The organism is Weissella hellenica (genome assembly GCF_005405545.1).
Lineage (GTDB): Bacteria > Bacillota > Bacilli > Lactobacillales > Lactobacillaceae > Weissella > Weissella hellenica.
Genome location: NZ_BJEG01000013.1, coordinates 21,329 through 47,785 on the forward strand (window position 1 = coordinate 21,329; position 26,457 = coordinate 47,785).

Here is a 26,457-nt window from a genome sequence, read left to right on the forward strand (position 1 = left end):
TTAGCACGCCTTATCCACTTGTCAATAAGGATATTTCAAGACTTATCTTCCCCTGATTCTGGTTTACGATTTATCATTCGATTTTGCCAGCTATCTAATTGTTGAATAAACGATTTGGCACGTAAATGTATACCCACCTGGTCATCATATAATTTATCCATTAATCGGGTCATTTCTTGTTTTGTCTTATCTTGCAAATTCAGTGAGCCAAGCAAATGCAAATCAATTTCAGCTAATTTAGATAAAATACGAACAGCCCGATTATCAATATGCATCCGATAGGGATCAACCTCCCAATGTTGCTGGCATAGTGTTCCATTCAATTTTTCAGAAAAATCTAATGGTAAATCACGACGACCGCACACAACACACTCTCCCCATGTTGGTTGAATTCCAAATACAGGTAATAATTGTAATTCAAAATAATTAGCAATGCCCTGTGGGTCTAATCCTTTTTGTAATTTTTGCATTGCTTCAGCCACTAAATCATACCATTTAACAAGTGGTTGATTATCAACAAACGCTGCATCAATCAAACCAATAATATAGGTCATATAGGCATTTAAAACAATATCTGTCATTAAAAATGATGTTGGCTTGGTCTCTTTAACATCGTTAATAAAACTCAATCCACTAGTATTAATCACACCCTCAAATGTCGCCATACTTAAAGGCTGCATTTCCGCAGCAAATTGATATCGTTTACTTTTACCATAACGAACATAAAACATTCGCTTGCCTGCTTGTCGTGTTAACATTTTAACCATCAAATCTTTTTCTTTATGATCACGTTGATACATCACAATTGCATCAAAAATTTCTGTCATTGCATTCACCTACTAAAAAAGAGACCCGACAGCCTCTTTTTTCATTAAATATCTGAATCTTCTTTGTAGCCATATGATTGGAGCGCCTGTGGCTTATCACGCCAACGATCCTCCACTTTAACCCAAGTTTCAAGGAAAATTTTATCACCTAACAAGCGTTCGATATCCTTACGTGCACGAATACCAATTTGTTTAATCATTGATCCTTGCTTACCAATGACAATATTTTTTTGACTCGAACGTTCAACAACAATAGTTGCCTGAACGTGTAAATGTTCTTCATCTTCTCTTTCAATTTTATCAATAACAACTGCAACAGAATGAGGCACTTCTTGGCGTGTTAATTCAAGCACCTTTTCACGAATCAATTCACTCATAATAAAGCGTTCTGGGTGGTCTGTAATTTGATCTGCAGGATAATATTGTGGACCAGCCGACATATGATCCATTGTAAACTGCAACAATTCAGGTACACCTTCGCCTGTTAATGCAGATACTGGGAATATTTCAGCAAAATCCATTTGCGTATTATAATCAGCTATTTGGTCTAGTACTTCTGCACGGTTAATCAAGTCTACTTTGTTAATAATTAAATAAACAGGTGTATTTGATTCCTTTAGTCGATGAATAATGAAGTCATCACCCACACCACGTTTTTGATCAGCGTTAACTAGCATCCATACCATGTCAGCTTCACGTAAAGCTGACATGGCTGTTTTCACCATAAAATCACCTAATGAATTGTGAGGTTTATGGATTCCCGGGGTATCCATAAACACCATCTGACCTTCATTAGTTGTATAAATACCTTGGATTTTATTACGAGTTGTTTGTGCTTTAGGTGACATGATGGCTATTTTTTCACCAATCATTTTATTCAAAAGCGTTGACTTCCCCACATTAGGACGACCAACTAACGCAATAAAGCCAGACTTAAATTCTTGTTCGCTCATCAATATTCTCTCTATTTCTTTTATTTTATCTAAAAACCATTTGTAGATTAGGCAATAAGTATGGCTGAAAAATTAATACACCAATAACAACTGCAAAAACAGCAGCAGCTAACACACCACCAGAAGCCACATCCTTGGCAACTTTAGCTAGGGGATGATAATTTTCACCGACAATTAAATCAACAATTGCCTCAACAATTGTATTTAAAAATTCAGCACTAATAACCGTAAAAACAGCAACTGAAATCCAAAGCCAATCTGATCTCCCTAAATCTACATATATACCAACAATCAAAACAATACAAGCAGCAAAAATATGAAAATGCATGTTACGTTCACGTACTAATAGCTCACCAATTCCAGCTATAGAATGGCCAAACGCTTGTAAAAAGTGCGAATTTTTTTCGACTTGCTTTTGATTATTGTTTTTTTTATTATCGTTTGAGTCCATAATTATCTAATATTTCTCGTTGTAAATCAAACATCACTTTTTCGTCTGCTTCACTCAACATATGATCGTAACCATTTAAATGTAAAAAACCATGTACAACTAAAAATCCTAATTCACGTTCGTACGAATGTTCTAGGTATTCAGCTTGCTCACGAATTTTATCAACTGAAACAATGATATCACCAATATTTTTCGCAATTTCATCACTCATATCTTCATCCATCAATAATGGTAAGTCATCACCATCATCTTCAATTGCAAATGAAATGACGTCTGTTGGCTTATCCAAGCCACGATACTCCCGATTATAACGCTGAATTTCGTCGTTATTAACAAATGTTACTGACATTTCCGTGTTGTCAGGTAAGGAGATGTATTGACCTGCATAGTTTAAAACATCATTTACTAATTTGATTTGTTCTTCAGGCACTCCTGGTTGTGATTGATCAATTATTGCTAAGTCCATGTTTAATCCTTTTCAATTGTCTCTTTCTTTGTTTCGGTATATGAATCGTAAGCATTAATAATCGCCCCAACGACTGGATGACGCACAACATCATCTGCGCTGAAGTTAATAAATGTAATATGATTAATATCTTTTAATATGTGTTGTGATTGAATTAGTCCAGATTGTGTATGGGATGGTAAATCAATTTGAGAAACATCTCCATTCACTAACATCTTCGAGCCAAAACCAAGTCGAGTTAAAAACATTTTCATTTGTTGAGGCGTGGTATTTTGTGCCTCATCCAAAATAATAAATGCATTATCCAGGGTTCGCCCACGCATATACGCTAGTGGTGTAATTTCAATGGTTTCACGATCCATTAAACGTTCTGTATGTTCTTTACCTAAAATAGCATACAGTGCATCATAAATTGGTCGTAAGTATGGATCGACTTTTTCTTTTAGATCTCCTGGTAAGAAGCCAAGACTTTCGCCAGCTTCAACGGCTGGACGCGTAATAATGATGCGTTCAACATCACCACGTTTAAGCGCTGCTATCGCCATAACGACTGCCAAATAAGTCTTACCAGTACCGGCTGGTCCAATCCCAAACGTCACATCATTTTGTCTAATTGCATGAATGTAGCGTCGTTGACCATAATTTTTTACTCGCACTGGATGACCTTTGGCATCGCGCAACAAAGTCTCAGTATACATATCTTCAAAATATTCAATCGTCCCACGCTTAGCCATATTAACCGCAGAAATAATATCGGCCGGACTAATTTTAACACCACGTTTTATCAAAGAAGTTAATGCACTAATGACTGCCTTGGCTTGCGATACTTGTTCTGCATCGCCTTTGATCGTTAATTGCGTACCTAAGACTGATAAACTAACGGCTAAGCCTTCTTCGATTAAATTTAAATGACTATCCTGTGGACCAACTAAACCAATTTCTTGTTCTGCATTTTCAAAATGGTAATTCTCTTCAACTTGAACTGTCAACCGCTACATTCCTCACATTTCAAAATATTTGATTGCCTATTTTATTATACATAAGCTAATCATCTATGTATCGAGGTTATCCCCCGCTTTACTAAATTATAGTAAAGTTTGCACCTTTTGGCTAACCATCTTACCATCAGCTTTTCCTTTAACCTTTGGCATTAGTGCACCCATAACTTTACCCATGTCTGCTTTGCTGGTAGCCCCGACTTGTGCAATCGTTTCTTGAACAATCTTTTCAACTTCAGCTTCTGATAGTTGTTCTGGCATATACTTTTCCAACACATCAATTTGGTTTTGAATACCTGTTACCAAATCATCACGACCAGCTTCTTGATAAGATGTCATTTCTTCAACTCGTTGTTTCATTTCACGCGATAAAACTGTCATTTCATCTTCAGCAGTTAAGTCATGACCGAGTTTAATTTGCTCATTTGACAAAGCTGATTTCACCATACGAATAACGCTTAAGGTCTCTTTGTCCTTAGCTTTCATTGCTGTTTTCATATCATCTGTTAATTGTACTAATAATCCCATGTCTTAACTCCTAATGTTTTTCTTTATTATACAACAAAACCGGACTATCAACTAGGATAGCCCGGCATAGATCGTTTTACCGACCCTTCTTGTTCTTACGCTTACGTGCGGCCTCAGCCTTCAACTTACGTTGTACTGATGGCTTAATGTAGTATTCACGCTTACGGTATTCTTGTAGAGTACCGTCCTTTGATACACCACGCTTAAAGCGACGGAGAGCATCATCAAGAGACTCATTCTTACGAACAACAGTCTTTGCCATAATGTTTACCCTCCCTTCACGTGTGAAGATTTCAACTTATATTTAATATACGTCGCACACTTTGTTCTTTACTATCTTATCAAAAATAGCGTTATTGTCAATGCTTTCTTTCAAATTCTCACTACAATTTTGGTTCGTAAAAACCACCAAATATTCGATCAACCTTCCAAAGTGATGCCCAAGCGGTTGGATCTGCTTTAAAGATAGCCTCATGTAACTCAAATTGTTCATACATTGAGATAACCGTAAATAAAATTTCCTTATTATGGTGATTATAACCACCCTCAGCATGATGGACAATTGTAATGCCCCGATGCAATTCATCTTGAATTTCTGCAATGACTTGCTCTGCATTTTCAGTCACAATCATCACTTGCATTTTTTGTTGTCTTGTATATACCAAATCAATAACACGAGCATTTACTACCAAACCAATTCCAGTAAACAACGCATACTGTACACCAAACATGATACCTGATGCAATCAATATAAAAAAGTTAAACGTCAAATTAACGGCACCCATTTTAGCACCTGTCCTACGTCGAATCAAAATACCAATTATATCTAGCCCACCAGTTGATAATCCATTACGTAACGCAAATCCTGTCCCAAATCCGTTCACTGCACCACCAAAAATCGCCATTGCTAGCGGATCTTCTGTCCATAATTGTGCTGGTTGCTTAATCCAATTCATAGCTAACGCTGCTAGCAAAATAGCTAAACCTGTAAAAAAGGCAAAGCGTTTACCTATTTTGCGATATGCTAACACAAATAGCGGTAAATTCAATATAACTAGCCAAGCACCAACAGGAATACTTACGTCAAATACTCGCCGCATTAAAGTATTTAATAATTGTGCTAAACCTGTAAAACCTGATGAATAGATATGTCCGGGTGTCCAAAAAAAGTTTAACGCAATCGCTGACGCCAATGCATAAACCATCGCACTTCCAATACGTGTCGAATATTTATGATGATCTAGATACTGTTTTAACTGGTCCATTGTTCCTTTTCTTTCGTCATACAATCTAATAAAGTCGCATATGATTTTATCATGGTTAATCAATATATCAAAACTATGTTGAATAATCTCAGCAAAAAATTGCCCTGCATATTAAACGCAAGACAATTTATAAATGATTTTTTATTCTTCAGCCATATTTGGTGCCGTAACATCTGCATATACTGGTGCCGTTAACTTCAAATCACCAACAACTTGCGCCTCAGCTACGGGCGTTGGTGCTTGTGTCATTGGCTCAGTTGCCTTTGAATTCTTTGGGAATGCAATCACTTCACGAATATTATTTTGACCAGCCAACAACATTGCTAGACGATCAAGTCCCAAAGCAATACCACCCATTGGTGGGAATCCATATTCCATTCCTTCTAACAAGAAGCCAAATGCTTCATGTGCTGCTTCTTTTGTAAATCCAAGTGCAGATAGCATCTTTTCTTGAACCGCCATTTGGTGAATACGAATTGACCCAGAACCCAATTCATAACCATTCAAAACCAAATCATATGATTGTGCATGCGCTTGATGAGCGCCATCAGTTGTTTCTAACAATGGCAAATCTTCTTCATTTGGCATCGTAAATGGATGGTGTGCTGCAATCCAACGATTTTCTTCTGGTTGATAATCAAACAATGGCCAATTTATAACCCATGCAAAGGCCCACTTGCTTTGGTCAATCAAATCCAATTCTTGTGCTGTACGACGACGCAAAGCATCCAAGGTAGCGGCAACAACACTGGCGTTGTCAGCAGCAAATAACAACAAGTCACCAGCATTAGCACCAGTTGCTTGCAGTAACTCTTGCTCCTTAGCCTTTAAGAACTTGGTAACTGGTCCAGTAATACCATCTTCACTAACCTTCAACCAAGCTAATCCCTTAGCACCAAAACGTGTCACATACTGTGCCATTTTATCAATATCTTTACGTGAATAGTGGTCTGCTCCACCTGGCACAACCATTGCCTTCACTTCACCACCAGCTGCTACTGCATTAGCAAAGACACCAAATTCTGAATTAGCCATTAATGATGATAAATCTTGTAGTTCCATGCCAAAACGCATATCTGGTTTATCAGTTCCAAAACGACGCATTGCATCAGCATATTCGATAACTGGAATATTGTCAGCATCTAAGTCGTAATCAACCGTCTTCTTCATAATTGCAGCCACCCATTCACCAACCAAAGCCATAATTTCATCTTGGTTCATAAATGACATTTCAACATCAAGTTGTGTAAATTCTGGTTGACGATCGCCACGTAGGTCTTCATCACGGAAAGCACGTGCAACTTGATAATAGCGATCAAAGCCAGCACCCATTAACAATTGCTTAAACAATTGTGGTGATTGTGGCAATGCATAGAATGATCCAGGATAGACACGTGAAGGCACCAAATAATCACGAGCACCTTCTGGTGTTGACTTTGCCAAATAAGGGGTTTCAATATCAATAAAGCCATTTTCATCCAAAAATTCATGAGTTGCTGCTGTAATCTTTGAACGAATACGCAAATTACGTTGCATTTCTGGACGACGTAAATCTAGATAACGATACTTCAAGCGTAATTCATCTGAAACATTAATATCATCTTCAATATAGAAAGGCGTTGTCTTTGATTCTGATAAAATTTTAGCATCAGTAACTTGTACTTCGATTTTGCCGGAACGCAAATTATTGTTAACAGCCCCCTCACCACGTGATTTGACAGTTCCAACAACTTCAACAACGTATTCCGTACGCATATTTTCAGCAACCTGCAAGGCAGCTTCATTAAATTCATTAGAAAATGCTAATTGGACAAGCCCTTCACGATCACGTAAATCAACGAAAATTAAGCCACCTAAATCACGACGCTTTTGGACCCAACCTTGTAAGGTTACAGTTTGTTCTAAATAATTCTCATCAATTAAGCCTGCATAATTTGTTCGCTTCATAATTATTGTTCCTCGTTCTCTTCCGCATCTGTCACATAATCTGGCAAATTAGTATATAATTCAACCAGTTTTACAGTAAGCTCTTTACCAGTAGTCATGTTTTTAATGTTCGCACTTTGTTCAGCCAATTCGCGTTCACCAATTGTAATCATATAGCGCGCATTTAGACGATTAGCCGTTTTAAATTGTGCCTTTAATTTACGATCTTCATAATCACGATCAGCACTATAACCAAATGAACGAATTGCTTGTACCATCTGCATTGCCGTAACATCTGTATTATCGCCTTGATTAGCGACATAAACATCCAAATTATTAGCGGTTGGTAACGGCGAATTTTCTGATTCTAGTAGCAGCATCAATCGTTCCAAACCAATCCCAAAACCAACCCCTGCCATTTCAGGACCACCAAATTGTGAAACAAGACCATTATAGCGACCACCACCTGTGATGGTTGACCAACCGTGGCCTAATGCTTTAGCTTGTGTCATCACTTCAAAAATTGTGTGGTTATAATAATCTAAGCCTCGAACAACCGTTGCATCTACTTCATAATCGATGCCTAATGCATCTAAATATTGTTGTACTTTTTGCCAGTGCTGCTGTGCATCGTCAGTTAGGTAATCTAAAATTGATGGGGCATCAGCTACAATTTCTTGATCCTTAACATCTTTTGAATCAAGCACACGCAGTGGATTTTTTTCTAAACGTTCTTGTGAATCATGTGATAATTCATCAAAATGTGGTTGCAAAAAGTTAATCAAAGCCTGGCGATAGTTTTCACGAGATTCTTGGTCACCTAGCGAATTTACTTTAACTTTTAAATTCGCAATACCAAGTGTCTGGAAAAAATCAACAGCCATTGCAATCACTTCAGCATCTAATGCTGGTGATTCTGATCCTAATGCTTCAACACCGATTTGGTGAAACTGACGCATGCGACCTGCTTGTGGTCGTTCATAACGAAACATTGGGCCAATATAAAAGAGTTTATATGGCTTAACATGTTCCGGACCATATAATTTATTTTCAACAAAAGCCCGCACTACTCCAGCTGTTCCTTCTGGACGTAACGCAATATGCCGATCACCTTTATCTTTGAAATCATACATTTCTTTTGTCACCACATCTGATGTATCACCAGCTGAACGTGCAAAAATATCAAAGTTTTCAAAAATTGGTGTTCGTACTTCTGCGTACTGATAATCACTAAATAACAAACGCGCTGTTTCTTCAACATAATGCCACTTAATAGAATCTCCCGGTAATAAATCAGCAGTCCCTTTGGGCTTTTGGAATAATTGTTTTGCCATTGTTTTTCTCCCATCATTTTCTAAAAATAAAGGAGCACCCCCAACGATAATGAATCACTATCGTCAAGGGTGCTCATCAAAAAGCACGGTACCACCTTGTGTTTGGCTAAAAACCGTAACGTGGTTCAACGCACAATTATGTGACCTTAAAAGTGTCCCCTCAATCTTTACAATACGGACTTACACCTTACTCCGCTCGCTTGATTTGTGCTAATTGAGTTTTCTTTCTCATTGGCTTCATTTTAAATATTATACTTCATTATCTTATAGTTATAAAATACCGTCAAGTAAACATTTATTGTCCAACAGTAACTTGCTGCGTTAGATAATTTTGTAACCCAACTGGCACGGCTTTAGCAACTTTTGCTTGGTATTTTTTTGATTTAATGTAATTAAAATCTTTTTTATTATTCATATAACCACTTTCCAACAAAATCGCTGGCACCGTATTTTGCCGAATAACTAAGAAGTCACCAAATTCAACGCCTTTATTTGTTAATGGCAAATCCATCGCTGTATTCACACTTTTAGCTAGAGCATACGAGCCGTTGTTTTGATGATAGTAATACGTTGTATAACCAGTTGCTTGATTTTTTGAAGGTGCCGAATCAAAATGGAACGACACAAATAAATCGGCATGCTTGTTTTCAGCAACTTTAGGAATATTTGCTAAATAAACTAATTTATCTGTACTACGCGTCATAATTACCCGAGTACCAGATTTAGCTAACTCTTTTTTAACACGCTTAGCTAATTGTAACGTATAGGTCTTTTCATATTTACCAGTACTTGATAACGAACCTACGTCTGAACCACCATGTCCTGGATCCAAAACAACCGTTGCCTCAGATAACGGGGTAACTTTTTTCAACGGCGTTTTCCTTTTTAGTAGCCAACCTGCAACCCATCCAGTGGATTCATCATCACGCCGAACTTGATACCAACCTTCTTTTTTTTCAATAATTTGTAGGTGTTCACCTTTTTTTAAAACAGATATTGGTAATCCATTAAGCCCATATTGCTTTCTCAAGGTTAAATTTGGAATTTGTACGGTTATTTGTTGTTTATGTAGCATAATAACCGTCAACGAAATAGCCGTGCTCAACATGATGATGACAATCGCTAAAGGTGCCCAAAATTTTATTAACCATTGTTTTATTAATTGTATGATTTTTTTCACAATCGGAACCTCATATTTTGATTATCTGACCACAATTTTACCCTTTTTTATAAAAAATAGCGATATTAATACAATAAAAAATAGTTGCTAAGTATCTAACAACTATTTTCATCAAATTTATTTTTTAGAAAGTCTTCCCTGTCCATTCGTTAGCAGGCAATTTATCAAAGTCATAATTTGCAATATCTGCCACGTCAGTCACAACGGCATGTGCTGGTGCTGAAATCATCAAATTAATCGCACCTTCTTTTTCTTTCACTAAAATCACTGGCTTATTCATTGCTTCTGAATAACCAATTTCCCAAGCCGTCCCTGGATCAACATAATCGTTGTCATAGTCAATTACAGCAACAACTACTTCTGCAGGATCTAAATGTTCTTTGTCACCCTTATAGATAGCTGCTGCCCATTCTTTTGAACCAAATTCAAATTCATCGTGCACTTCGGTACGCGGACTAAAAAAATCAGCAACTGTTTTGTTATCAGTTAATGCTTTTTCTAATCTTTCAATACGATCAATTTGTTCATCGTCAAAAAATGGTCCAGCTAAGTATACGCGTTTCATAAATTCATCCTCGTTATATATTATTAGTATATTTCATTTTAACCAATAAATACCGAACAATCAATCATAAAATCATTTAATTTTGAATGATTTAAGAACTTAAAGCGAGTTTTTGCCTACTTTTAATGACAAATATACTGACGTTGTTCATTTTCCAAACCGCTCAAAACAAATTTTGCTGTGTCTTGTTGCGTATCTAATTGACGATCTGTTAGTCCATTTAATTGACTATCAAAAATTTCTTCATATTCTGCAATTGTAAGTTGCTCTCGATTAGATAATAATTCCTCTAGCTGGCCATTAATCAACCCGGCTTTAAAATGAGGACGCAATGTTAATGAATAAAATTCACCTTCAGCTCCTGACCCATATGAGAACATCCCCACGTGATCACCAGCTTTTAAAGTTGCCGAATTAGCTAATAACGAATATAAACTTAAGTACAATGAGCCCGTATATAAATTACCAATCCGTTTATTATAAACTCGGCTCGCCTCAAATTCTCTCATCAAGTTAGCTTGTTGCGCCTCACTTGCTTCTGGTAAAACATCACGTAAAGCCTTTAAACCCATTTTAGTAAATGGTAAGTGAAAAGCAAACGCTTGAAAGTGGGTAATATCTAGTCCTGTTTTTTGCTTATAACGCATCCAAATGGCTTTAAAAAAATCTTGATAAATATTAGCTGAATATTTACCATCAACGCGAGCAGTATCAGCATATACTGGACGCCAAAAATCCATCACGTCGCGTGATAAATATTGACTATCTTGATTAATCTGAGCAATCGCCGGATTAGCTGATACTAACATCGCAACTGCACCACCACCTTGTGTTACTTCGCCACTTGTATTCAAACCATAACGTGCAATATCTGAAGCAATTACCAATACCTTTTCGGTCGGATGTAACGTCACATAATCGCGAGCTTGCATTAAAGCAAATGTGCCAGCATAACAAGCCTGTTTTAATTCAATTGTACGTGCGTATGGATTAATGCCTAACAGACGTTGCAAATAGACAGCACCTGATTTGGAATTATCAATTCCCGACTCAGTTGCAAACAAAATCATGGTGATTGTTTTACGATCTGAAGCAGTCAACATCTCATCAGCAGCATTAGCTGCCATCGTCACAACATCTTGTGTTGGTGGGATGACAGCTTGTTGCGTCTGACCAATTCCAATGAGGTATTTATCGGGTTCTTCCCCACGTGCATTAGCTAATTCAACCATATCAATATATTGCTGTGGTGAGAAAAAGCTCATTTTATCAATTCCAATAACTGTCATTTTTATTACCTGCCATTTATTAATTAATTACTTCACTAATTTTTTGCATAATTTTTCGTGCCACTGACAATTTATCTTGTAATGGTAGCACTTGCGGTTCCTGATTTTTAGTCAAAATAGTAACTTGATTGGTATCATAACCAAAGCCAACTTGCTGTTTAGAAACATCATTAGCAACCAACATATCTGCATTTTTCTTCACTAATTTTGTTTGTGCATACTCTAAAAGGTTTTGTGTTTCTGCAGCGAAACCAACCAAATATTGCTCTTTTTTCATAGCACCCAACTGAGCTAAAATATCAGGATTTTCTACTAAGGTCAACGTTAATTGACCTGATGTTTGTTTTTTTAACTTATTTACAGCCGGTTCACTTATTCGATAATCAGACACGGCAGCTGCCATAATCATGATATCAGCTGCGGGAAGTGCGGCCATCATTTGATCGGACAAATCTTGTGCTGATTGAATATGAATGGTTTTAACACCAATTGGATCTGATAAGGTTGTCGTTGCTGAAACCAAAGTAACCTGTGCGCCTTGTTCAGCAGCTGCCTTAGCTAGTGCGTACCCCATCTTCCCCGACGAACGATTTGAAATATATCTAACTGGATCAATTGGCTCAACTGTCCCACCTGCTGATATCACAACATGTTTATTTTGTAGCCTGCCTTGCTTTTGATGTAATACCAACTCGCTATAAGCTAAAATGTCCGCTGGTTCTGGTAATCTACCTTGTCCCGAGTAGCCTTCAGCCAAAAGACCTTCAGCTGGTTGAATCACAATATCTCCATCTGCCACAATATTTTGTAAGTTCTTTTGAACAGCTTTTTGGCGATACATATTTTCATTCATCGCTGGTGCAATAATCAACGGCGTATGCCTAGCTGCTAACACCGTGCTGGCAGCATCATCTGCAATCCCGTTTGCTATTTTAGCGATTATATTAGCAGTTGCAGGCACAACAAAAATATAATCTGCCCAATCAGCCACAGAAATATGATCAATTTTTGCATCTGTTGGATCTGCAAATAAGTCTGTTAAAACGGGTTCATTAGTCAAAACTGCCATCGTCTTAGGCGTGATAAACTCTGTTGCTGATTTTGTCATCACAACTTTAACATGCGCTTTTTCTTTAATTAATAAGCGTGCAAATGTTGCTGCTTTATAGGCGGCAATGCCACCACTGACAATTAATACAATATTTTTTTCTGAAAACATCCACTGTTCTCCTTAATATTCAAAATCACAATATGCTAAGTTTACCACTTTGGTTAACTGAAATTTAAGCATTATTCACAATCGTAATTTTAGCGATATTCTACGTGAATGGCAAACCTTTTAAATTTTTTTGTAAACTAAGTATTGCATCATTTCAATTCATCTGGTATATTATTAAACGTTGTTGAAACGAATGTTTTACAATTTTATGGCTCATTGGTCAAGCGGTTAAGACTCCGGTTTTTCACACCGGCATCCAGGGTTCAACTCCCTGATGAGCTATTGGTTTCACCAAATATTTTAATTTCATGGCTCATTGGTCAAGCGGTTAAGACTCCAGTTTTTCACACCGGCATCCAGGGTTCAACTCCCTGATGAGCTATTAGTTTCACCAAATATTTTAATTTCATGGCTCATTGGTCAAGCGGTTAAGACTCCGGTTTTTCACACCGGCATCCAGGGTTCAACTCCCTGATGAGCTATATTCATGACTAGGATATTTATTATCCTAGTTTTTTTATACTTGAAACCCCTTTTAAATATCGGTATAATATTCAATGTTATGGAGCTATGGCAGAGTGGTAATGCAGCGGACTCGAAATCCGCCGAACCGGTGTAGAGCCGGCGCACGGGTTCAAATCCCGTTGGCTCCTTATTGTGTTTTAGAGAATTTCCTTATAAACGTAAAAATACCCCTATTCAACTTTTGTAAGTTGTTACGTCCATATTATTGTCGAAGAAAAATTTCTCTTGTCAATAATATGGCTTTTTTTATGGCATATGATACTTCGATTATCTAAAAACACATGACTAATTTCTAAACTCAAAAAGCGCTGCTCATCATCGAACAACGCTTTTAAAATTTTTATTTTTTGCGTCTAACTATTACCCATAAAATTAAAAATCCCCATAAATCATGATGCATAGAAGCATCATTTATAAAACATGGTCTAACTCTGTAGACAGCAGTTTTATTTTATAAGCATCATCCTTTAAAGCGCAATCTACATCTTTAAAACGCCCACTCTCATCAAGATCTGTCTTGTTAATCGATAGCGTTGGATTAACTCAATTCCTGCATTTTTAAACCTTTGACTACTAATTTAAAAGCTATTAAAGCCTGCGTCCCACCATGATTATCATAAGTAATTAAACTAATGGGTTTGTTCTGTCATTCCTTATACAGATAGTCAAAAGCATTTTTTACAACAGCAGAATAGCCCCAATTATACTGTGGAAATACAACGATAGAACCATCATATTGCTTTACTAATTGGCTCCATACTTTAGTATGTTATTTTTGATACATCCCCTCAGCAAGCACCACCGATTCATCAAACATCGATAAAACAATTTCAGCCAAATTAATCAATTCACTAATAAAAAGATTGCTCTACAAATTTTCTTGAACCCAGTGAGCTATTTGAATACTAATTTTACTTTCTCTTGAAATTCCAATAATAATCCCAATTTTTTAGACATACTTACTCCTATAAATTAATGAGTAGTCTTTCATGTTCCTTCGGCAATCATTCACCATGCTTTTTACCTCGTAACACATGATCAGCATGCTCAAAAGTTTCATTAATCACATCCAAAATATGCGGATCATTTAACTGATAATAATTATATTTACCAATTCTTTCACTTGTCACCAGCTGGTGATTTCGTAATAGAGCCAAATTGTGAGAAACAACTGATTGCTCAATGCCTAATATTTCACTTAATTCTTTTACATTTAAAGTCCTATCCTCTAAATAATACAGCCTATTAATTCTAATACGATTACTTAATAGTTTCATAATGCTGGTCATTTCTGCCAAATGTTGATCATCCATCACACACCGTGCTCCTTTATAAATATAATAAAATATGATGAATTAAGCCGCTATCCCAAAATACGTATAGGCCAATTAAAATGTAGCAAATTTTCATCAAGGTCTCGCCATATCGATTCATTAATTTCACAATAGCTTTAGTTGTTAGCAATAATTTAATTATAAAAACAATCAGAACAGTCAGCACCGCGATCTTCAAGATAGTTAATAATAATTCACGAATACTTCTACCAATCAAAATTGGCAAAAAAATTGCTAATACACACCCGGAACATACTGATAAGTAAGTCAATAAGACCGTTACAATAGGTTGTTTGTGCCATTTAGGTCCGCCGTCATCATCATTATCATGAAAAGCCATATATATTGGTAGTATCCCTAACAAGCCTAAAAGCCACTCCGGTAAAAACATGCCTAGTGTTACACCAACCAAATAACTACCCACCAATAAAAGTATAACACCTGCTAAATAGCCTACTAAAACTTCCACCACGTTATATTTTTTTAGTAAAAACAACAACATGAAGAAAAAATCTATATTAACTCCTAAAAACGTCATAACGATAACAACTATATTCACTTCAGCCTCCAATAAAATATATGTTATTTTTTACATATGTTAATATTAACATACATTAGATAGTGTTTATTTATGAGCGAATCGAAATTATACCGCCCATCAAACGGCATGAAAATGGTATTCGGGATATTGATGAAGAGGACTTACGTTGGCTACAATTTAGTCGTCAAATGCGTGATGCTGGTGTCTCCATTGAAGCGTTAATTGAATATATTAAGCTATTTCAAATGGGTGACCAATTAATTCCTGCTCGTATCAAGCTATTAAACGAGCAAAAGGAACAATTACAGGCAAAAATTAATACTTTATCACAAGCAAAAGATCGTTTGTCTTATAAAATAGACAATTACAAAACCCACACTATCCAAGCTGAGGATAAATTGCGACCTTTTCCTGGTAAAAATGATTAAATTTTTAATATTCGATAATTCAAAAAGCGTAGCGCCAAAATTTATTGCGCTACGCTTTTAATTTACTGCGATACTGTTTTATTTATCGGTCTTATCATAAACTGGGAATGAATCTGACTCCCCGTAATTATCAATATGATCAACCTGCTTTAAAGTTACCATATCATTATCACTGATTGTGAATGCTAATTCAGTATTACTAATAATATGACTTGGCGTTTCTGCCTTTGGCAATGGTAGCATCCCCAACTGCAAGCAATATTGCAAGCACAATTGTGCAACACTAACACCATAGTTATCAGCCATCTTTTGTAATTCTGGATTATGCAAAATCTCACCATGAGCAACTGGTGAGTATGCTTCAACTAATACGTCGTTGTCCTGGCAATATTTAATTAAATCAAATGGTGTATTAGATACGTGCGCCAAAATTTGGTTAACGGCTGGTTTAATGCGACCATTCTGTAAAATGTTATCTAAATCAACTTGTTCGAAATTCGAAACACCAATAGCCTTAATTTTACCGGCATCATAAGCTTCTTCCAAAGCTTGCCATGCTGCTAAGTTGCCTTCAAAATAATGTTCACCATTTCTAAAATCAGCCCATGGTTGTGGTGCATGAATAATCATCATATCCACATAGTCTAATCCTAAATCTGCAAGTGATTGATCGATAGCAGCAACAGCTTCATCATACGACTTAATTTCAGCCGCTAATTTAGTTGTCACAAAAATATCTTCACGTAGTACTGAAGACTCACGTAGTGCCAAACCTACGCCCTTTTCATTGCCATATGCTTGCGCTGTATCAATGTGTCGATAACCAGCATCAAGCGCTACTTTAACGGGTTCAACAACTTTATCATTATCAATTAACCACGTACCAAAACCTAACTTTGGAATTTTGACACCGTTTGATAACGTAAATGTTTCATCTAAAACTGTCATTTAATCCTCCTTTTATAGTTGCCGTTTATTTTTCTAATTGATTATAAACATCGTCTGCAACGGGTTCTAGCCATTCTGACTCACCAGTCGTAATCGCCAAATGACTAAACCAACTATCTCTGGTTGCCCCATGCCAGTGCTTGACACCATCATGAGCAATAACAACATCACCAGGATTTAATAGCTGTGCAGGCTTTCCCTCTTCTTGATACCAACCTTGGCCACCGGTAACCAACAAAATTTGACTACCATTATGATGAATGTGCCAATTATTACGGCATCCTGGTTCAAAGGTCACGTTACCAACTGGTACACTCACATCATCCCCTGGCGTAACCAGTGTTTGATTGTAACTTTGACCAATAAAATACTGTGCGAAAGCATCATTGGTTGGGCCAGTTGGAAAAACACCTGGTTGTTCAACTTTTTGATTTGTCATATTATTTTCTCCTTAATTCTAAATAATCTTATTTATTGCCAAATTTCTTTAGCGCGATTAAAAGCTGACCATGCTTTAGGCCAACCAACATAAAATGCAAGGTGTGTAATCTCGGCTACAATTTCTTCCTGCGTAATACCATTAGTCTTACCAATTTTTAAGTGCGTTGCTAATTGCACAGTATTTCCCATTGCAATCAGTGCTGCAATTGTTACTAGTGAACGATCATGTGCACTTAATTCATCTTCTTTATCCCAAACTTCACCAAATAAAACATCATCATTTAAATGAGCAAATTGTGGTGCAAACTCACCTAGTTGCTCTTGTCCCGCCGTTTGTTTCTTAGCCATAATGGCACCTCCCTAATCCATATTTATTCAACAATTTTATTGTAAGACCTAAAGTGCACTTTAAGTCAAATATTTCACTTAATAATACTTAGATACATTTTTTCTGTATAATAATACTTAAAGTCAACTATAAGGAGCATTTAGTCATGCCAACTACTCAAAAGGCCTATAATATTGGTGAATTTAGTCAATTAACCGGTATTCCGACATCAACTTTACGTTATTATGAATCTGAAAACTTGATCATGCCCCAACGCTCAGCCAATGGACATCGTTACTACACTAGTGATGACTTTGATTGGTTGCTTTTTTTTAAATCACCTAAAGGGTGCGGGAATGAGCATCGCCGATTTAAAACAATACATCACCCTGCGCGAACAAGGTGACCAAACAATTCCACAACGTCTATCACTCTTAAAAACAACTAAGACCAACTTCTTAAAAGAGTTAGCAGAAATTCAGCAGCATCTACAAATTTTAAACGATAAGATTAACTGGTATGAAGCTAAAGATGCTGGCATTATTTCTGAAAGTGAAAAATTCAAAACCTATCTAGAACACTTAGGTCACGAAAATTATTAATTACCCAAAAATTTTCTATTAATAGGAAATTTGTGATTTAATAAAAAGCAAGTACTTGCATTCATTTTGTGTTAGCCGTATAATAACCACGTAAACAAAATCATGCGGAGGTTTCAATAATGAAATTTAAACAATTTATCTCAAGTAAAGGCCCTATCCTAGCCTTAGTAGTTGGATTACTATACGGCATCATTGTTTTCTTCATTTACTATTCAGGTTATAGTGCTGTACCAAATAATGTAGATGAACTGCCTGTTACAATGGTTAATCAAGATCAAAAAAGTAATCAGTTATCGAAACAAATTAAAAAAGCTTTACCCTATAAACACATCAAATCAACAACCAGTCTTTCAAGCGCAAAGAAAGCATTGGATGCTCGTGATACATTCTTAGTTATTAATATTCCCAAAAATTTTGCTACAGATATTTCAGCAAATAAACAGCCAAATTTGAATTTTTATATTAATGAATCAAACCAAACTTCAGTCGTTAGTGCCATGAAATCAACGGCTACAACTATCGGTAACACCGTTCAACAACAAATTGGCGTGCAAAAAGGGACTTTATTAATTGCTAAACCACAATTAGAATCCTTACAACAGCAGCTTAAGCAAGACCAAACAACTGCTAAAGCTAAAATTGGTCAGCAACAGCAAGTAATTAGCGCTGCTCCAGCCGAACAACAGGCAGCATTGACACAAAAACTTGAAGAACAAACTAAGCAAGCGCAGGTTAAAGCACAACAGACTGCCATTGATAAAAAAGATAAAATTATAAACGAAGCACAATCTCAAGCACGACCATTAATAAATAACATCAATATTAATATTGAACGTCAAAATAAAGTTGATACTGGTTTAAATAACTCACTAGCCCCATTCTTTGCTAGTTTGTCAATTTATCTTGGCTCGCTCATTGGTGCATTAATTCTCTACAATACTTATGCTAAATTCGCTCCGCAAATTGGTCGTTTTAAAGCTTTTGCCAATCTCGAACTCACCATGTTATTTGAATCAATCATTATTGCAGGGGTTGTTTCATGGGCAATTTCAGCAATGATTGGCACTGGTAATTTCGGTGAACTTTGGTTATCACACCTATTAACTATCTTTGCCGCTTATAATTTCAATTCAATAATGTTACTAATACTTGGTCAAGTTGGAACCGCATTAAATATTCTCCTAACAATGTTACAAATTGTTGCCGGTGCTGGTATGATTCCAGTAGTAACAATGAATGCTTTCTTCAAGGCAATTCACAGCTTTACCCCTATGTATTATGGCATTACAAATGATTTTAATGCTATGTATGGTGGTACAGCACCAACATCGTTATGGCATAACTTTATCGCCCTAATAGTTGGTATCATAGTAATTAACCTAATTATTGTTACTTTCAAGAAGCGACAAACAATGTTAAGATTTGATAAACTAGGTTAACGGAGGCTTACACTTGTGTCAAACGACAATCATGTTCAAGAAACAATTTTAAAAGCATTTTCAGACCTGATTCGCCAATATGGTTATCGGGGTACAACAACGAAAAAGATTGCTGCAGTTGCCAACGTTAATGAAAGCACCGTTTTTAGACATTTTAAAAATAAAGCTGGTATCTTAAAGGCATTAATTCAAAACTATCTGTTTGATGTAAAACAGGCAGCTAATGATTTTGAATTTCATGATGATATTGAAACAGATTTAGTGCAAGCTGCCAGTATTTATCAGCAATTCATTAAACAACATCAATCAATCTTTCTACTTTCACTACATGAATCAGCAGAATTTCCAGAAATTGAATCGGTAATCAATCAGTTACCACAGTATTTTCACGACTTATTAATGGATAAATTCCGTGAGATGATGCAAGCAGGCGAAATAAGTTCCGAAATTGATATTGCCACTGAAGTCGATAGTTTTGTCACCCTCTGTTTCGGTAATGCTGTTTCTTCATTTGTTTATCCTAATTCAGCGTTATTCGTTAAGTCTGAACAATTTTTAGAAAACAATATTCGCACTTTTGCTAAACACTTAAAGTGAAATAATGAAGTAAAATTTAACAAATAAACAAAAATAGCAGATTACCAATTTATCAAAAGGTAACCTGCTATTTTTATATGAATTCATTTACCAACCAATATGATGACGACCATTTGGTTCTGCCAACTTACCTGCAGCAAAATCAGCAAATACTTGATGCATTACTGTAAACGCACGTTGTAAATCGTCTTCCTCAATAACTAGAGGTGGTTGAAAACGTAATGTACTGCCACGTAGTGAAATCATTAACACCCCATTTTTAAACAAGTTATAAATAATTGTATTTGTTGCTTGTTCATCACCCAAACCTGTTTGGGGATCCACGATATCAATACCACCATTTAGCCCATACAAGCGCACATCCCCAATAAAATCAAATTGTTCTTTCTCATGATTAAAGAATTTTTGGGCAACTTCACCTAACCTTGCTGAACGTGCAACTAAGTCTTCTGATTTAATAACGTCTAACGTTGCTAAAGCTGCTGCCGCACTCACAACATTGCCAGCTGTCGTGTAAACATTAGCTGGTGCTTCCAGACTCTGCATGATTTCACGTCGACCTAAGACTGCACTTAGTGGCATTCCTGAAGCCATTGACTTACCCATGGCGATCAGATCCGGTTCTAAGCCAAAGTGTTCAAACGACCAGAATGTACCAGTACGACCGTAACCTTGATTAACCTCATCAACAGCTAATAGAATGCCATGCTCGTGAGCAAAGGCGGCGACCTTTTCCCAATATCCAAGCGGTGGTGCCATAATACCACCATCCCCTTGAATCGGCTCAATCATAATAACCGCTGTTTCTTCAGCTGGTAAATAATTTTCGAATGGTTCTTTAAATGCCGCAAACATCCGCTCAACAAAATCTACTTCACTCTCATCTGCTAAACGTTTATCCGGTGACGGAAAAGGCACCTTATAAAATCCTGGTAACAACGGCCCAATCTTGCGCCCCATGTTTAAACTAACTGCTGAGGCCGAAATGGAACCATAAGTTGAACCATGATAGGCACCAACAAAAGACACAACATTTGGGCGTCCTGTATAACCCCGAGCAAACTTGATGACGGCATCATTGGCATCTGAACCTGAGTTACCATAGACAACCATCCAATCATCTGGGTTACCTGGTGCTAATTTAACTAGCTCACTTGCTAACCTTGCTTCTGTTGAAGTAGCAAAATACGCTGCGGTGTAATGGACTAAATTTTCAGCCTGATCTTGAATTGCCTTAACAATTGTAGGATGGGCATGACCTGTGTTAGTGGCACTAGCACTAGCTAATAAGTCAATATATTCATTACCATCTACATCAGTTAAAATGACACCTTTCCCTGAATCAATGACCATATCAAAATAGTAGACACGGCCTGCACCCGCAAAGTTTTGTTCTTCTTGATTTAAAATTTCATCATTTTTGCCCATAGTTATTTTTTGTTCCCCCTTCAAAAAAATAACGCTTAATCGTTTGTTTTATTTCTCAATACTGAATGTCTTGCACCGTATACAAAGTAGACAATAATACCAACAATAAACCACACTAATGCGTAAATTTTAGCTTCTGTACTTAGTCCCCAGAAGACCCAAACAGACAAAAGGGCTCCAATAGCTGGTGTTACCGGGTAACCAGGCATTTTAAAACCAGCTTCCGGCAAATCCTTACCTTCACGTTTATGCAACGCATACATTGCCAATGACACAAAAATAAAGGCAATCAATGTTCCTGCTGAAATTAGTTCTGACAAGAATGAGAATGGGAAGAATGAACCAACAATAATCGCAATTAATGTCAAAACCAATAAACCACGATTTGGTAACCCTTTGTCTGACGTTACTTTACCTAACCACTTAGGAAGCATCCCATCACGTCCAAATGAGTAAAGCAAACGTGAACCGGCCATCATCATACCAATCAAGGCTGTTACCATTCCAACAACAGCGATAATTGAAGTAACAGCTGCGACAATTGGATGTCCTGCTTCTCGCAATGCCCAACCAACTGGCTCAGCATTATCAACATATTGTGTATATTTAAACATTCCAACCAAAACAATTGAAACACCAATAAATAAAGTTACTGCAATCAACAATGATCCCAAAATTCCACGTGGCATTGTCTTTTGTGGATTAACGGCTTCAGCTGAATTAGAAGCAATTGAGTCAAACCCAATATATGCTAAGAAAATACCTGAAACACCTGCCCAAATCCCTTGGAAGCCACCCATAGTTGCCCCATTTGGATTATATGCTGGTACAAATGGTGAATAGTTTTCAGGATGAATAGCTGTTAAACCAACAAAAATAAACAGCAAAATTGCAAAGACTTTAACGACAACTAAAATAACTTCGATACGTGATGCCTCATGCACGCCACGTGATAGTAACAAAGCAACCAAACCAATGGCGATAAAGGCAACAATATCAATAACACCACCTTTGGGCCCACTAACTGCCTGTGACCAGCCAAACAAGGTATGCGTGTCTAGCGCCCCTGATAGTGAAGGCGGCAATTCAACATTGACTTGTGTTAATAGTCCTCTAAAATTCGCAGATAACCCCGATCCAACAAACGCAACAGCAATAATATACTCAGCTAACAATGCCCAACCAGCAATCCAACCAAACCCTTCACCAAACAGTACATTAATCCATGAATAAGCTGATCCAGCAACTGGTAATGTTGAAGCCATCTCAGCATATGCTAATGCCACAAATCCAGCAACAACTGCTGCCAGTAAAAATGAAAAGACTACGCCGGGGCCGGCATACTTTGCAGCTACAACTCCAGGCAAAGTAAAAATAGCCGTCGAAACAATTGTCCCAACACCTAGTGCTAAGAAATCCTTTGTGTGCAAAACACGTGGCATTTCTGAATCTTTACTAATATATGTAGAAGCGTCCTCACGCTCCATAAAATTTGAAAATAGCCCCATATACTCTACTCCTATCTAAGGTGACCGTATTAATCATGATTGACTAATTTATTAATTGCCTTACTTAGGCAATTATTATTTACAATAAGACCAACAAAATAAAATAAAAATCGGTCAGTAGTAATTATTTTAGCTATATAACAAAATAGATAATTACCCTCAAAACCAATTATTATCAATAATACCTTGTTGGTTATAAAAGTCAACTTTTTTCTAATCTTTTTATCATTTAACTTCCAAAAGCCTTACCCTATCATGCTTAAAGTCAACCACATGAAAAAAGTACATAAAATTTATGTACTTTTTATGGTCTATATTTTTTTATACTGATTTTTTTGTTGAATCACGTTCAATATAACCATGTGGCAAAACAATATTATTAATTGCTGGTTCTTCATGATTCATTAATTTTGTTAACATACGCATTGCTACCGCACCAATATCATATATAGGTTGTGTAATTGATGACAATTGTGGTCGTGTTATAACTGTTACTTTTGAGTCATTACTTGTAATGATTTCAAATTCTTCAGGTACTTTCACATTAGCATCCGTCAAACCATTAACCAAACCAGCAGCCATTTCGTCATTAGCTACCACCGCAGCTGTTACTTTTGATGACTTAACTGCTTGAGATAGCTCATAACCTGATTGGTAATCATAGTTACCTTGGAATACCAATTGCTCATCATATGGTATATCATATGTTGCTAGCGCATCTTGATACCCTAATAAACGATGTTCTTTATTCATAAAGTGATTTAAATCACCAGTGATAAAGGCAATGTCTTTATGACCCGCCTTTAATAAACGCGTTGTTATATCATTCATGGCTGATCGATAAGCAATATTGACTGATGGTTGCGCTTCATGATCATCAAGTAAACCTGCCAAAACCACGGGCACATCTGCTTTTTTAAATTCATCACGAATGGCATCATTAACAAAATTACCCATAAAAATAATACCATCAACTTGCTTGCTCAAAAGATTTTCCATTACTTGTACTTCTTTGTCATTTGATTCATCTGAATTTGCCAAAATAATTTGATAATGGTACATTGCTGCAACATCATCAATTCCACGGGCTAATTCAGCAAAATAATGATTCGTCACATCTGGTATAACAACACCGATGGTCGTTGTACGACGTGATGCCAAACCACGGGCAACTGCGTTTGGACGGTATCCCAACCGATCAATAACAGCTTTAACTTTATCTTTCGTTTCTGACTTAACATTCGCATTACCATTAACTACTCGTGAAACGGTAGCCATCGATACCCTTGCTTCACGTGCAACATCATAAATTGTAACTGTTTGTTTATCCATTACTATTCTCCTTATCTTATCAATACAAATATGTATTCAAGTTTCGTTACTAAATCAAGTTACTCTAGTATATAGTAAGAACTTACGTGCATTATGAAACCGCTCTCAAAGTGATTGTAACATGTTTTCACTGTTTTTTTCATCATTTAATAATAATTTCACACAATGATTAATTGTACCATAACTTTTCTGGATGGATAGGCAATTTTTAAAAATGAGCGTACAATTAATCATATAATTATTAAAGGAGAATTTTTTAATGACTGATAAACTCATGTCAATTCAAAATTGGCTTAATGAACAACAACTTGATGTTGCCTACTTCTCAGATTTCCATTCAATTGACTACCTAACTGGTTTTAATTCTGATCCAATTGAACGTGTCTTGGCACTGTTTGTTTTCCCAGAAGACGAACCATTTATTTTTGCACCTGCCTTAGAAGTGGAAGCAGTAAAGAACTCTGGCTGGCAATATCCTGTGTATGGTTACCAAGACCAAGAAAATCCTTGGAATTTAATCAGCGAGCATCTTCACACCCGTACAAAGCATACTGAAAAGTGGGCTGTTGAAAAAGACCAATTAACGTTAAACCGCGCTTCATTTATTCAAACAGCAGTACCAGAAGCAAAGTTTATTGGTAACTTATCACCTTTGATGACAGAAATGCATCTTATTAAGACTCCTGATGAAATTGTTAAATTACACAAAGCTGGGCTTGATGCTGACCGTGCCTTTGAATTTGGTTTTGCTGCCCTTCAAGCAGGTGTTTCTGAACTACAAGTCATGGCAAAGCTAGAATATGATTTGAAATCTGCTGGTGTTGCCGGCATGTCTTTTGAAACATTAGTACAATTCGGTGCACATGCTGCTGAACCTCACGGCGATACTAGCAACAATACACTAAAGTCAGGTGATCTAGCCCTATTTGATTTGGGGACAATTTACGATGGTTATGTTTCTGATGCTACGCGTACAGTTGCATTCCAATCAGCATCTGATCACCAACGTGACGTTTACAACGTTGTCTTAGAAGCCCAATTAACTGCCCAAAATGCTGCTAAGCCTGGTATGACTGCTGGTGAATTAGATGGTATTGCTCGTGATGTTATTACTAAGGCTGGTTACAGTGACTACTTCGTACATCGTTTAGGTCACGGTATCGGATCATCTGTTCATGAGTCAATTCAGATTGCTCAAGGTAATGATCTTATTTTGCAACCAGGTATGTCTTTCTCAATTGAACCTGGTATTTACATTCCCGGTGACCTAGGAATTCGTATCGAAGACTCTGTTATTATGACTGAAACTGGTGTTGATTCATATACACACTCATCAAAAGAATTACGTATTATTGATTAAGCTTGTTTAATAAAAGCGCTAGTCTCAATTTGAGGCTAGCGCTTTTAATTTGAATAAAAACCCCTTACTTTTCAGAAAGATCAGATAATCCTTTGACACCTGTTTGTGATAAACCAACATTAGGGTTTAAGATTTCAGATTCTGCAGATGCTTCTGCTAATTCTTCAAAAGTTTCTGAATCTAAAGCATCATCAGTTGGTGATAAAACAATATCCTCCTCAGGAGCATCTGTCTCATCTGATTTGACTTGATTCTTTAAATCATTAGCTTGACTCCGTAAGTCTGCAGCTTTTTCTTGTGCTGAAGCGATTAAATCATCAGCCTTTTCACGTAATTCAGTTGACTTATCTTCAGCTGAAGCTTTTAAATCGGCTACCTTTGTATCAAATGCATAGCTTTTATCTGAGACAAAATCATCAGCTTTCTCACGAACAGAAGCAACGGCATCAGTTGCTGCATAACTATAGTCAACAACTTTATCACGTACATCTGCAACAGTATCATCAAACTTTGCTTTTAAATCAGCTTGTTGTTCAATTGTTAGCATCTTGTAGTAACCGTATCCGGCTGCTGCTACCAAACCACCAAAGATCGTTCCTGCTAAAAATCCTTTTGTTTTTGACATAATATGATCCTCCTATTTTA

The 26,457-nt window shown here is 36.7% G+C and carries 27 protein-coding genes, 4 tRNA genes and 2 pseudogenes; 9 read left to right on the plus strand and 24 right to left on the minus strand.

What is annotated here, in order from left to right; genetic code table 11:
• Nucleotides 1-35: 35 nt before the first annotated feature.
• The 14 genes from recO to coaBC form a co-directional block, all read right to left on the minus strand.
• Nucleotides 36-827, minus strand: coding sequence for a DNA repair protein RecO (gene recO, locus FFM61_RS07095; protein ID WP_074427827.1), 792 nt, complete (start codon nt 825-827; stop codon nt 36-38).
• Nucleotides 828-871: 44 nt separating this feature from the next.
• On the minus strand, nt 872-1,780 hold the full coding sequence (gene era, locus FFM61_RS07100) for a GTPase Era (protein ID WP_074427826.1): 909 nt from the start codon (nt 1,778-1,780) through the stop codon (nt 872-874).
• Nucleotides 1,781-1,805: 25 nt separating this feature from the next.
• Entirely contained in the window at nt 1,806-2,231 is a 426-nt protein-coding gene (locus FFM61_RS07105; protein ID WP_083194519.1) for a diacylglycerol kinase family protein, read from the minus strand.
• Entirely contained in the window at nt 2,215-2,697 is a 483-nt protein-coding gene (gene ybeY / locus FFM61_RS07110; protein ID WP_074427824.1) for an rRNA maturation RNase YbeY, read from the minus strand. The genes FFM61_RS07105 and ybeY overlap by 17 nt, the downstream gene beginning before the upstream one ends.
• Before the next feature lie 2 nt (nt 2,698-2,699).
• Nucleotides 2,700-3,686 (minus strand): PhoH family protein, encoded by a 987-nt coding sequence (locus FFM61_RS07115; RefSeq protein WP_074427823.1) that lies wholly within the window; start codon nt 3,684-3,686, stop codon nt 2,700-2,702.
• Between the two features lie 96 nt (nt 3,687-3,782).
• The gene (locus tag FFM61_RS07120; RefSeq protein WP_074427822.1) at nt 3,783-4,223 is read right to left on the minus strand and encodes a GatB/YqeY domain-containing protein; all 441 of its coding nucleotides are present in this window, start codon (nt 4,221-4,223) and stop codon (nt 3,783-3,785) included.
• A 76-nt stretch (nt 4,224-4,299) separates the two neighbouring features.
• On the minus strand, nt 4,300-4,485 hold the full coding sequence (rpsU, locus tag FFM61_RS07125) for a 30S ribosomal protein S21 (protein ID WP_042493485.1): 186 nt from the start codon (nt 4,483-4,485) through the stop codon (nt 4,300-4,302).
• Nucleotides 4,486-4,606: 121 nt separating this feature from the next.
• The gene (locus FFM61_RS07130; protein ID WP_074427821.1) at nt 4,607-5,488 is read right to left on the minus strand and encodes a YitT family protein; all 882 of its coding nucleotides are present in this window, start codon (nt 5,486-5,488) and stop codon (nt 4,607-4,609) included.
• 141 nt (nt 5,489-5,629) lie between these two features.
• Nucleotides 5,630-7,435: an aspartate--tRNA ligase gene (aspS, locus tag FFM61_RS07135; RefSeq protein WP_074427820.1), complete on the minus strand. Its 1,806-nt coding sequence runs from the start codon at nt 7,433-7,435 to the stop codon at nt 5,630-5,632.
• Between the two features lie 2 nt (nt 7,436-7,437).
• The gene (hisS, locus tag FFM61_RS07140) at nt 7,438-8,748 is read right to left on the minus strand and encodes a histidine--tRNA ligase (protein ID WP_074427819.1); all 1,311 of its coding nucleotides are present in this window, start codon (nt 8,746-8,748) and stop codon (nt 7,438-7,440) included.
• Nucleotides 8,749-9,043: 295 nt separating this feature from the next.
• The gene (locus FFM61_RS07145; RefSeq protein ID WP_174855264.1) at nt 9,044-9,928 is read right to left on the minus strand and encodes an N-acetylmuramoyl-L-alanine amidase family protein; all 885 of its coding nucleotides are present in this window, start codon (nt 9,926-9,928) and stop codon (nt 9,044-9,046) included.
• Nucleotides 9,929-10,052: 124 nt separating this feature from the next.
• On the minus strand, nt 10,053-10,493 hold the full coding sequence (locus tag FFM61_RS07150) for a nucleoside 2-deoxyribosyltransferase (RefSeq protein ID WP_074427817.1): 441 nt from the start codon (nt 10,491-10,493) through the stop codon (nt 10,053-10,055).
• A gap of 122 nt (nt 10,494-10,615) precedes the next feature.
• On the minus strand, nt 10,616-11,782 hold the full coding sequence (locus FFM61_RS07155; RefSeq protein WP_074427816.1) for a hydroxymethylglutaryl-CoA synthase: 1,167 nt from the start codon (nt 11,780-11,782) through the stop codon (nt 10,616-10,618).
• 19 nt (nt 11,783-11,801) lie between these two features.
• On the minus strand, nt 11,802-13,001 hold the full coding sequence (coaBC, locus tag FFM61_RS07160) for a bifunctional phosphopantothenoylcysteine decarboxylase/phosphopantothenate--cysteine ligase CoaBC (protein ID WP_074427815.1): 1,200 nt from the start codon (nt 12,999-13,001) through the stop codon (nt 11,802-11,804).
• Nucleotides 13,002-13,211: 210 nt separating this feature from the next.
• Between coaBC and FFM61_RS07165 the strand changes: the two genes are divergently transcribed.
• The 4 genes from FFM61_RS07165 (at nt 13,212) to FFM61_RS07180 (ending at nt 13,654) form a co-directional block, all read left to right on the plus strand.
• Nucleotides 13,212-13,283, plus strand: a tRNA-Glu gene (locus FFM61_RS07165).
• Between the two features lie 28 nt (nt 13,284-13,311).
• A tRNA-Glu gene (locus tag FFM61_RS07170) sits at nt 13,312-13,383 on the plus strand.
• 28 nt (nt 13,384-13,411) lie between these two features.
• Nucleotides 13,412-13,483 (plus strand) — tRNA-Glu (locus FFM61_RS07175).
• 82 nt (nt 13,484-13,565) lie between these two features.
• Nucleotides 13,566-13,654, plus strand: a tRNA-Ser gene (locus tag FFM61_RS07180).
• Between the two features lie 518 nt (nt 13,655-14,172).
• Here the strand turns inward: FFM61_RS07180 and FFM61_RS09265 are convergent.
• From FFM61_RS09265 to FFM61_RS07195, 3 genes and pseudogenes are all read right to left on the minus strand, one after another.
• Nucleotides 14,173-14,280: pseudogene (locus FFM61_RS09265) on the minus strand (NADPH-dependent FMN reductase); the annotation flags it as partial.
• Between the two features lie 250 nt (nt 14,281-14,530).
• Entirely contained in the window at nt 14,531-14,839 is a 309-nt protein-coding gene (locus FFM61_RS07190) for an ArsR/SmtB family transcription factor (protein WP_074427814.1), read from the minus strand.
• 16 nt (nt 14,840-14,855) lie between these two features.
• On the minus strand, nt 14,856-15,419 hold the full coding sequence (locus tag FFM61_RS07195) for a cadmium resistance transporter (RefSeq protein ID WP_074427813.1): 564 nt from the start codon (nt 15,417-15,419) through the stop codon (nt 14,856-14,858).
• Nucleotides 15,420-15,481: 62 nt separating this feature from the next.
• On the opposite strand from FFM61_RS07195, the gene FFM61_RS07200 reads away from it, so the two are divergent.
• Entirely contained in the window at nt 15,482-15,829 is a 348-nt protein-coding gene (locus tag FFM61_RS07200; protein WP_240005991.1) for a MerR family transcriptional regulator, read from the plus strand.
• Between the two features lie 78 nt (nt 15,830-15,907).
• On the opposite strand, the gene FFM61_RS07205 is transcribed toward FFM61_RS07200, so the two are convergent.
• The 3 genes from FFM61_RS07205 to FFM61_RS07215 are packed head-to-tail and all read right to left on the minus strand — an operon-like array spanning nt 15,908 to nt 17,566.
• Nucleotides 15,908-16,777 carry an aldo/keto reductase gene (locus tag FFM61_RS07205; protein ID WP_074427811.1) on the minus strand — a complete coding sequence of 290 codons (870 nt, stop codon included), beginning with the start codon at nt 16,775-16,777 and terminating at the stop codon, nt 15,908-15,910.
• Nucleotides 16,778-16,802: 25 nt separating this feature from the next.
• Complete coding sequence (locus FFM61_RS07210; protein ID WP_074427810.1) at nt 16,803-17,216, minus strand: cupin domain-containing protein; 414 nt, start codon at nt 17,214-17,216, stop codon at nt 16,803-16,805.
• A gap of 32 nt (nt 17,217-17,248) precedes the next feature.
• Nucleotides 17,249-17,566, minus strand: coding sequence for a carboxymuconolactone decarboxylase family protein (locus tag FFM61_RS07215; protein WP_074427809.1), 318 nt, complete (start codon nt 17,564-17,566; stop codon nt 17,249-17,251).
• A gap of 146 nt (nt 17,567-17,712) precedes the next feature.
• Here FFM61_RS07215 and FFM61_RS07220 point away from each other — a divergent pair.
• The 3 genes and pseudogenes from FFM61_RS07220 to FFM61_RS07230 all read left to right on the plus strand — a co-directional run bounded on the left by FFM61_RS07220 (nt 17,713) and on the right by FFM61_RS07230 (nt 20,184).
• Nucleotides 17,713-18,148, plus strand: a pseudogene (locus tag FFM61_RS07220) (MerR family transcriptional regulator).
• 119 nt (nt 18,149-18,267) lie between these two features.
• Nucleotides 18,268-19,587 (plus strand): ABC transporter permease, encoded by a 1,320-nt coding sequence (locus FFM61_RS07225; protein WP_074427808.1) that lies wholly within the window; start codon nt 18,268-18,270, stop codon nt 19,585-19,587.
• Between the two features lie 15 nt (nt 19,588-19,602).
• The gene (locus FFM61_RS07230; RefSeq protein ID WP_074427807.1) at nt 19,603-20,184 is read left to right on the plus strand and encodes a TetR/AcrR family transcriptional regulator; all 582 of its coding nucleotides are present in this window, start codon (nt 19,603-19,605) and stop codon (nt 20,182-20,184) included.
• An 87-nt stretch (nt 20,185-20,271) separates the two neighbouring features.
• Here FFM61_RS07230 and FFM61_RS07235 read toward each other — a convergent pair whose 3' ends face one another.
• The 3 genes from FFM61_RS07235 to ccpA all read right to left on the minus strand — a co-directional run bounded on the left by FFM61_RS07235 (nt 20,272) and on the right by ccpA (nt 24,452).
• Nucleotides 20,272-21,612 (minus strand): aspartate aminotransferase family protein, encoded by a 1,341-nt coding sequence (locus FFM61_RS07235; RefSeq protein WP_074427806.1) that lies wholly within the window; start codon nt 21,610-21,612, stop codon nt 20,272-20,274.
• A gap of 35 nt (nt 21,613-21,647) precedes the next feature.
• Entirely contained in the window at nt 21,648-23,120 is a 1,473-nt protein-coding gene (locus tag FFM61_RS07240) for an APC family permease (RefSeq protein ID WP_074427805.1), read from the minus strand.
• Nucleotides 23,121-23,441: 321 nt separating this feature from the next.
• The gene (gene ccpA / locus FFM61_RS07245) at nt 23,442-24,452 is read right to left on the minus strand and encodes a catabolite control protein A (RefSeq protein WP_074427804.1); all 1,011 of its coding nucleotides are present in this window, start codon (nt 24,450-24,452) and stop codon (nt 23,442-23,444) included.
• A gap of 259 nt (nt 24,453-24,711) precedes the next feature.
• On the opposite strand from ccpA, the gene FFM61_RS07250 reads away from it, so the two are divergent.
• Nucleotides 24,712-25,812 (plus strand): M24 family metallopeptidase, encoded by a 1,101-nt coding sequence (locus tag FFM61_RS07250; RefSeq protein WP_074427803.1) that lies wholly within the window; start codon nt 24,712-24,714, stop codon nt 25,810-25,812.
• Nucleotides 25,813-25,876: 64 nt separating this feature from the next.
• Here FFM61_RS07250 and FFM61_RS07255 read toward each other — a convergent pair whose 3' ends face one another.
• Nucleotides 25,877-26,437 (minus strand): prolipoprotein diacylglyceryl transferase, encoded by a 561-nt coding sequence (locus FFM61_RS07255; RefSeq protein WP_074427802.1) that lies wholly within the window; start codon nt 26,435-26,437, stop codon nt 25,877-25,879.
• Between the last annotated feature and the right edge of the window lie 20 nt (nt 26,438-26,457).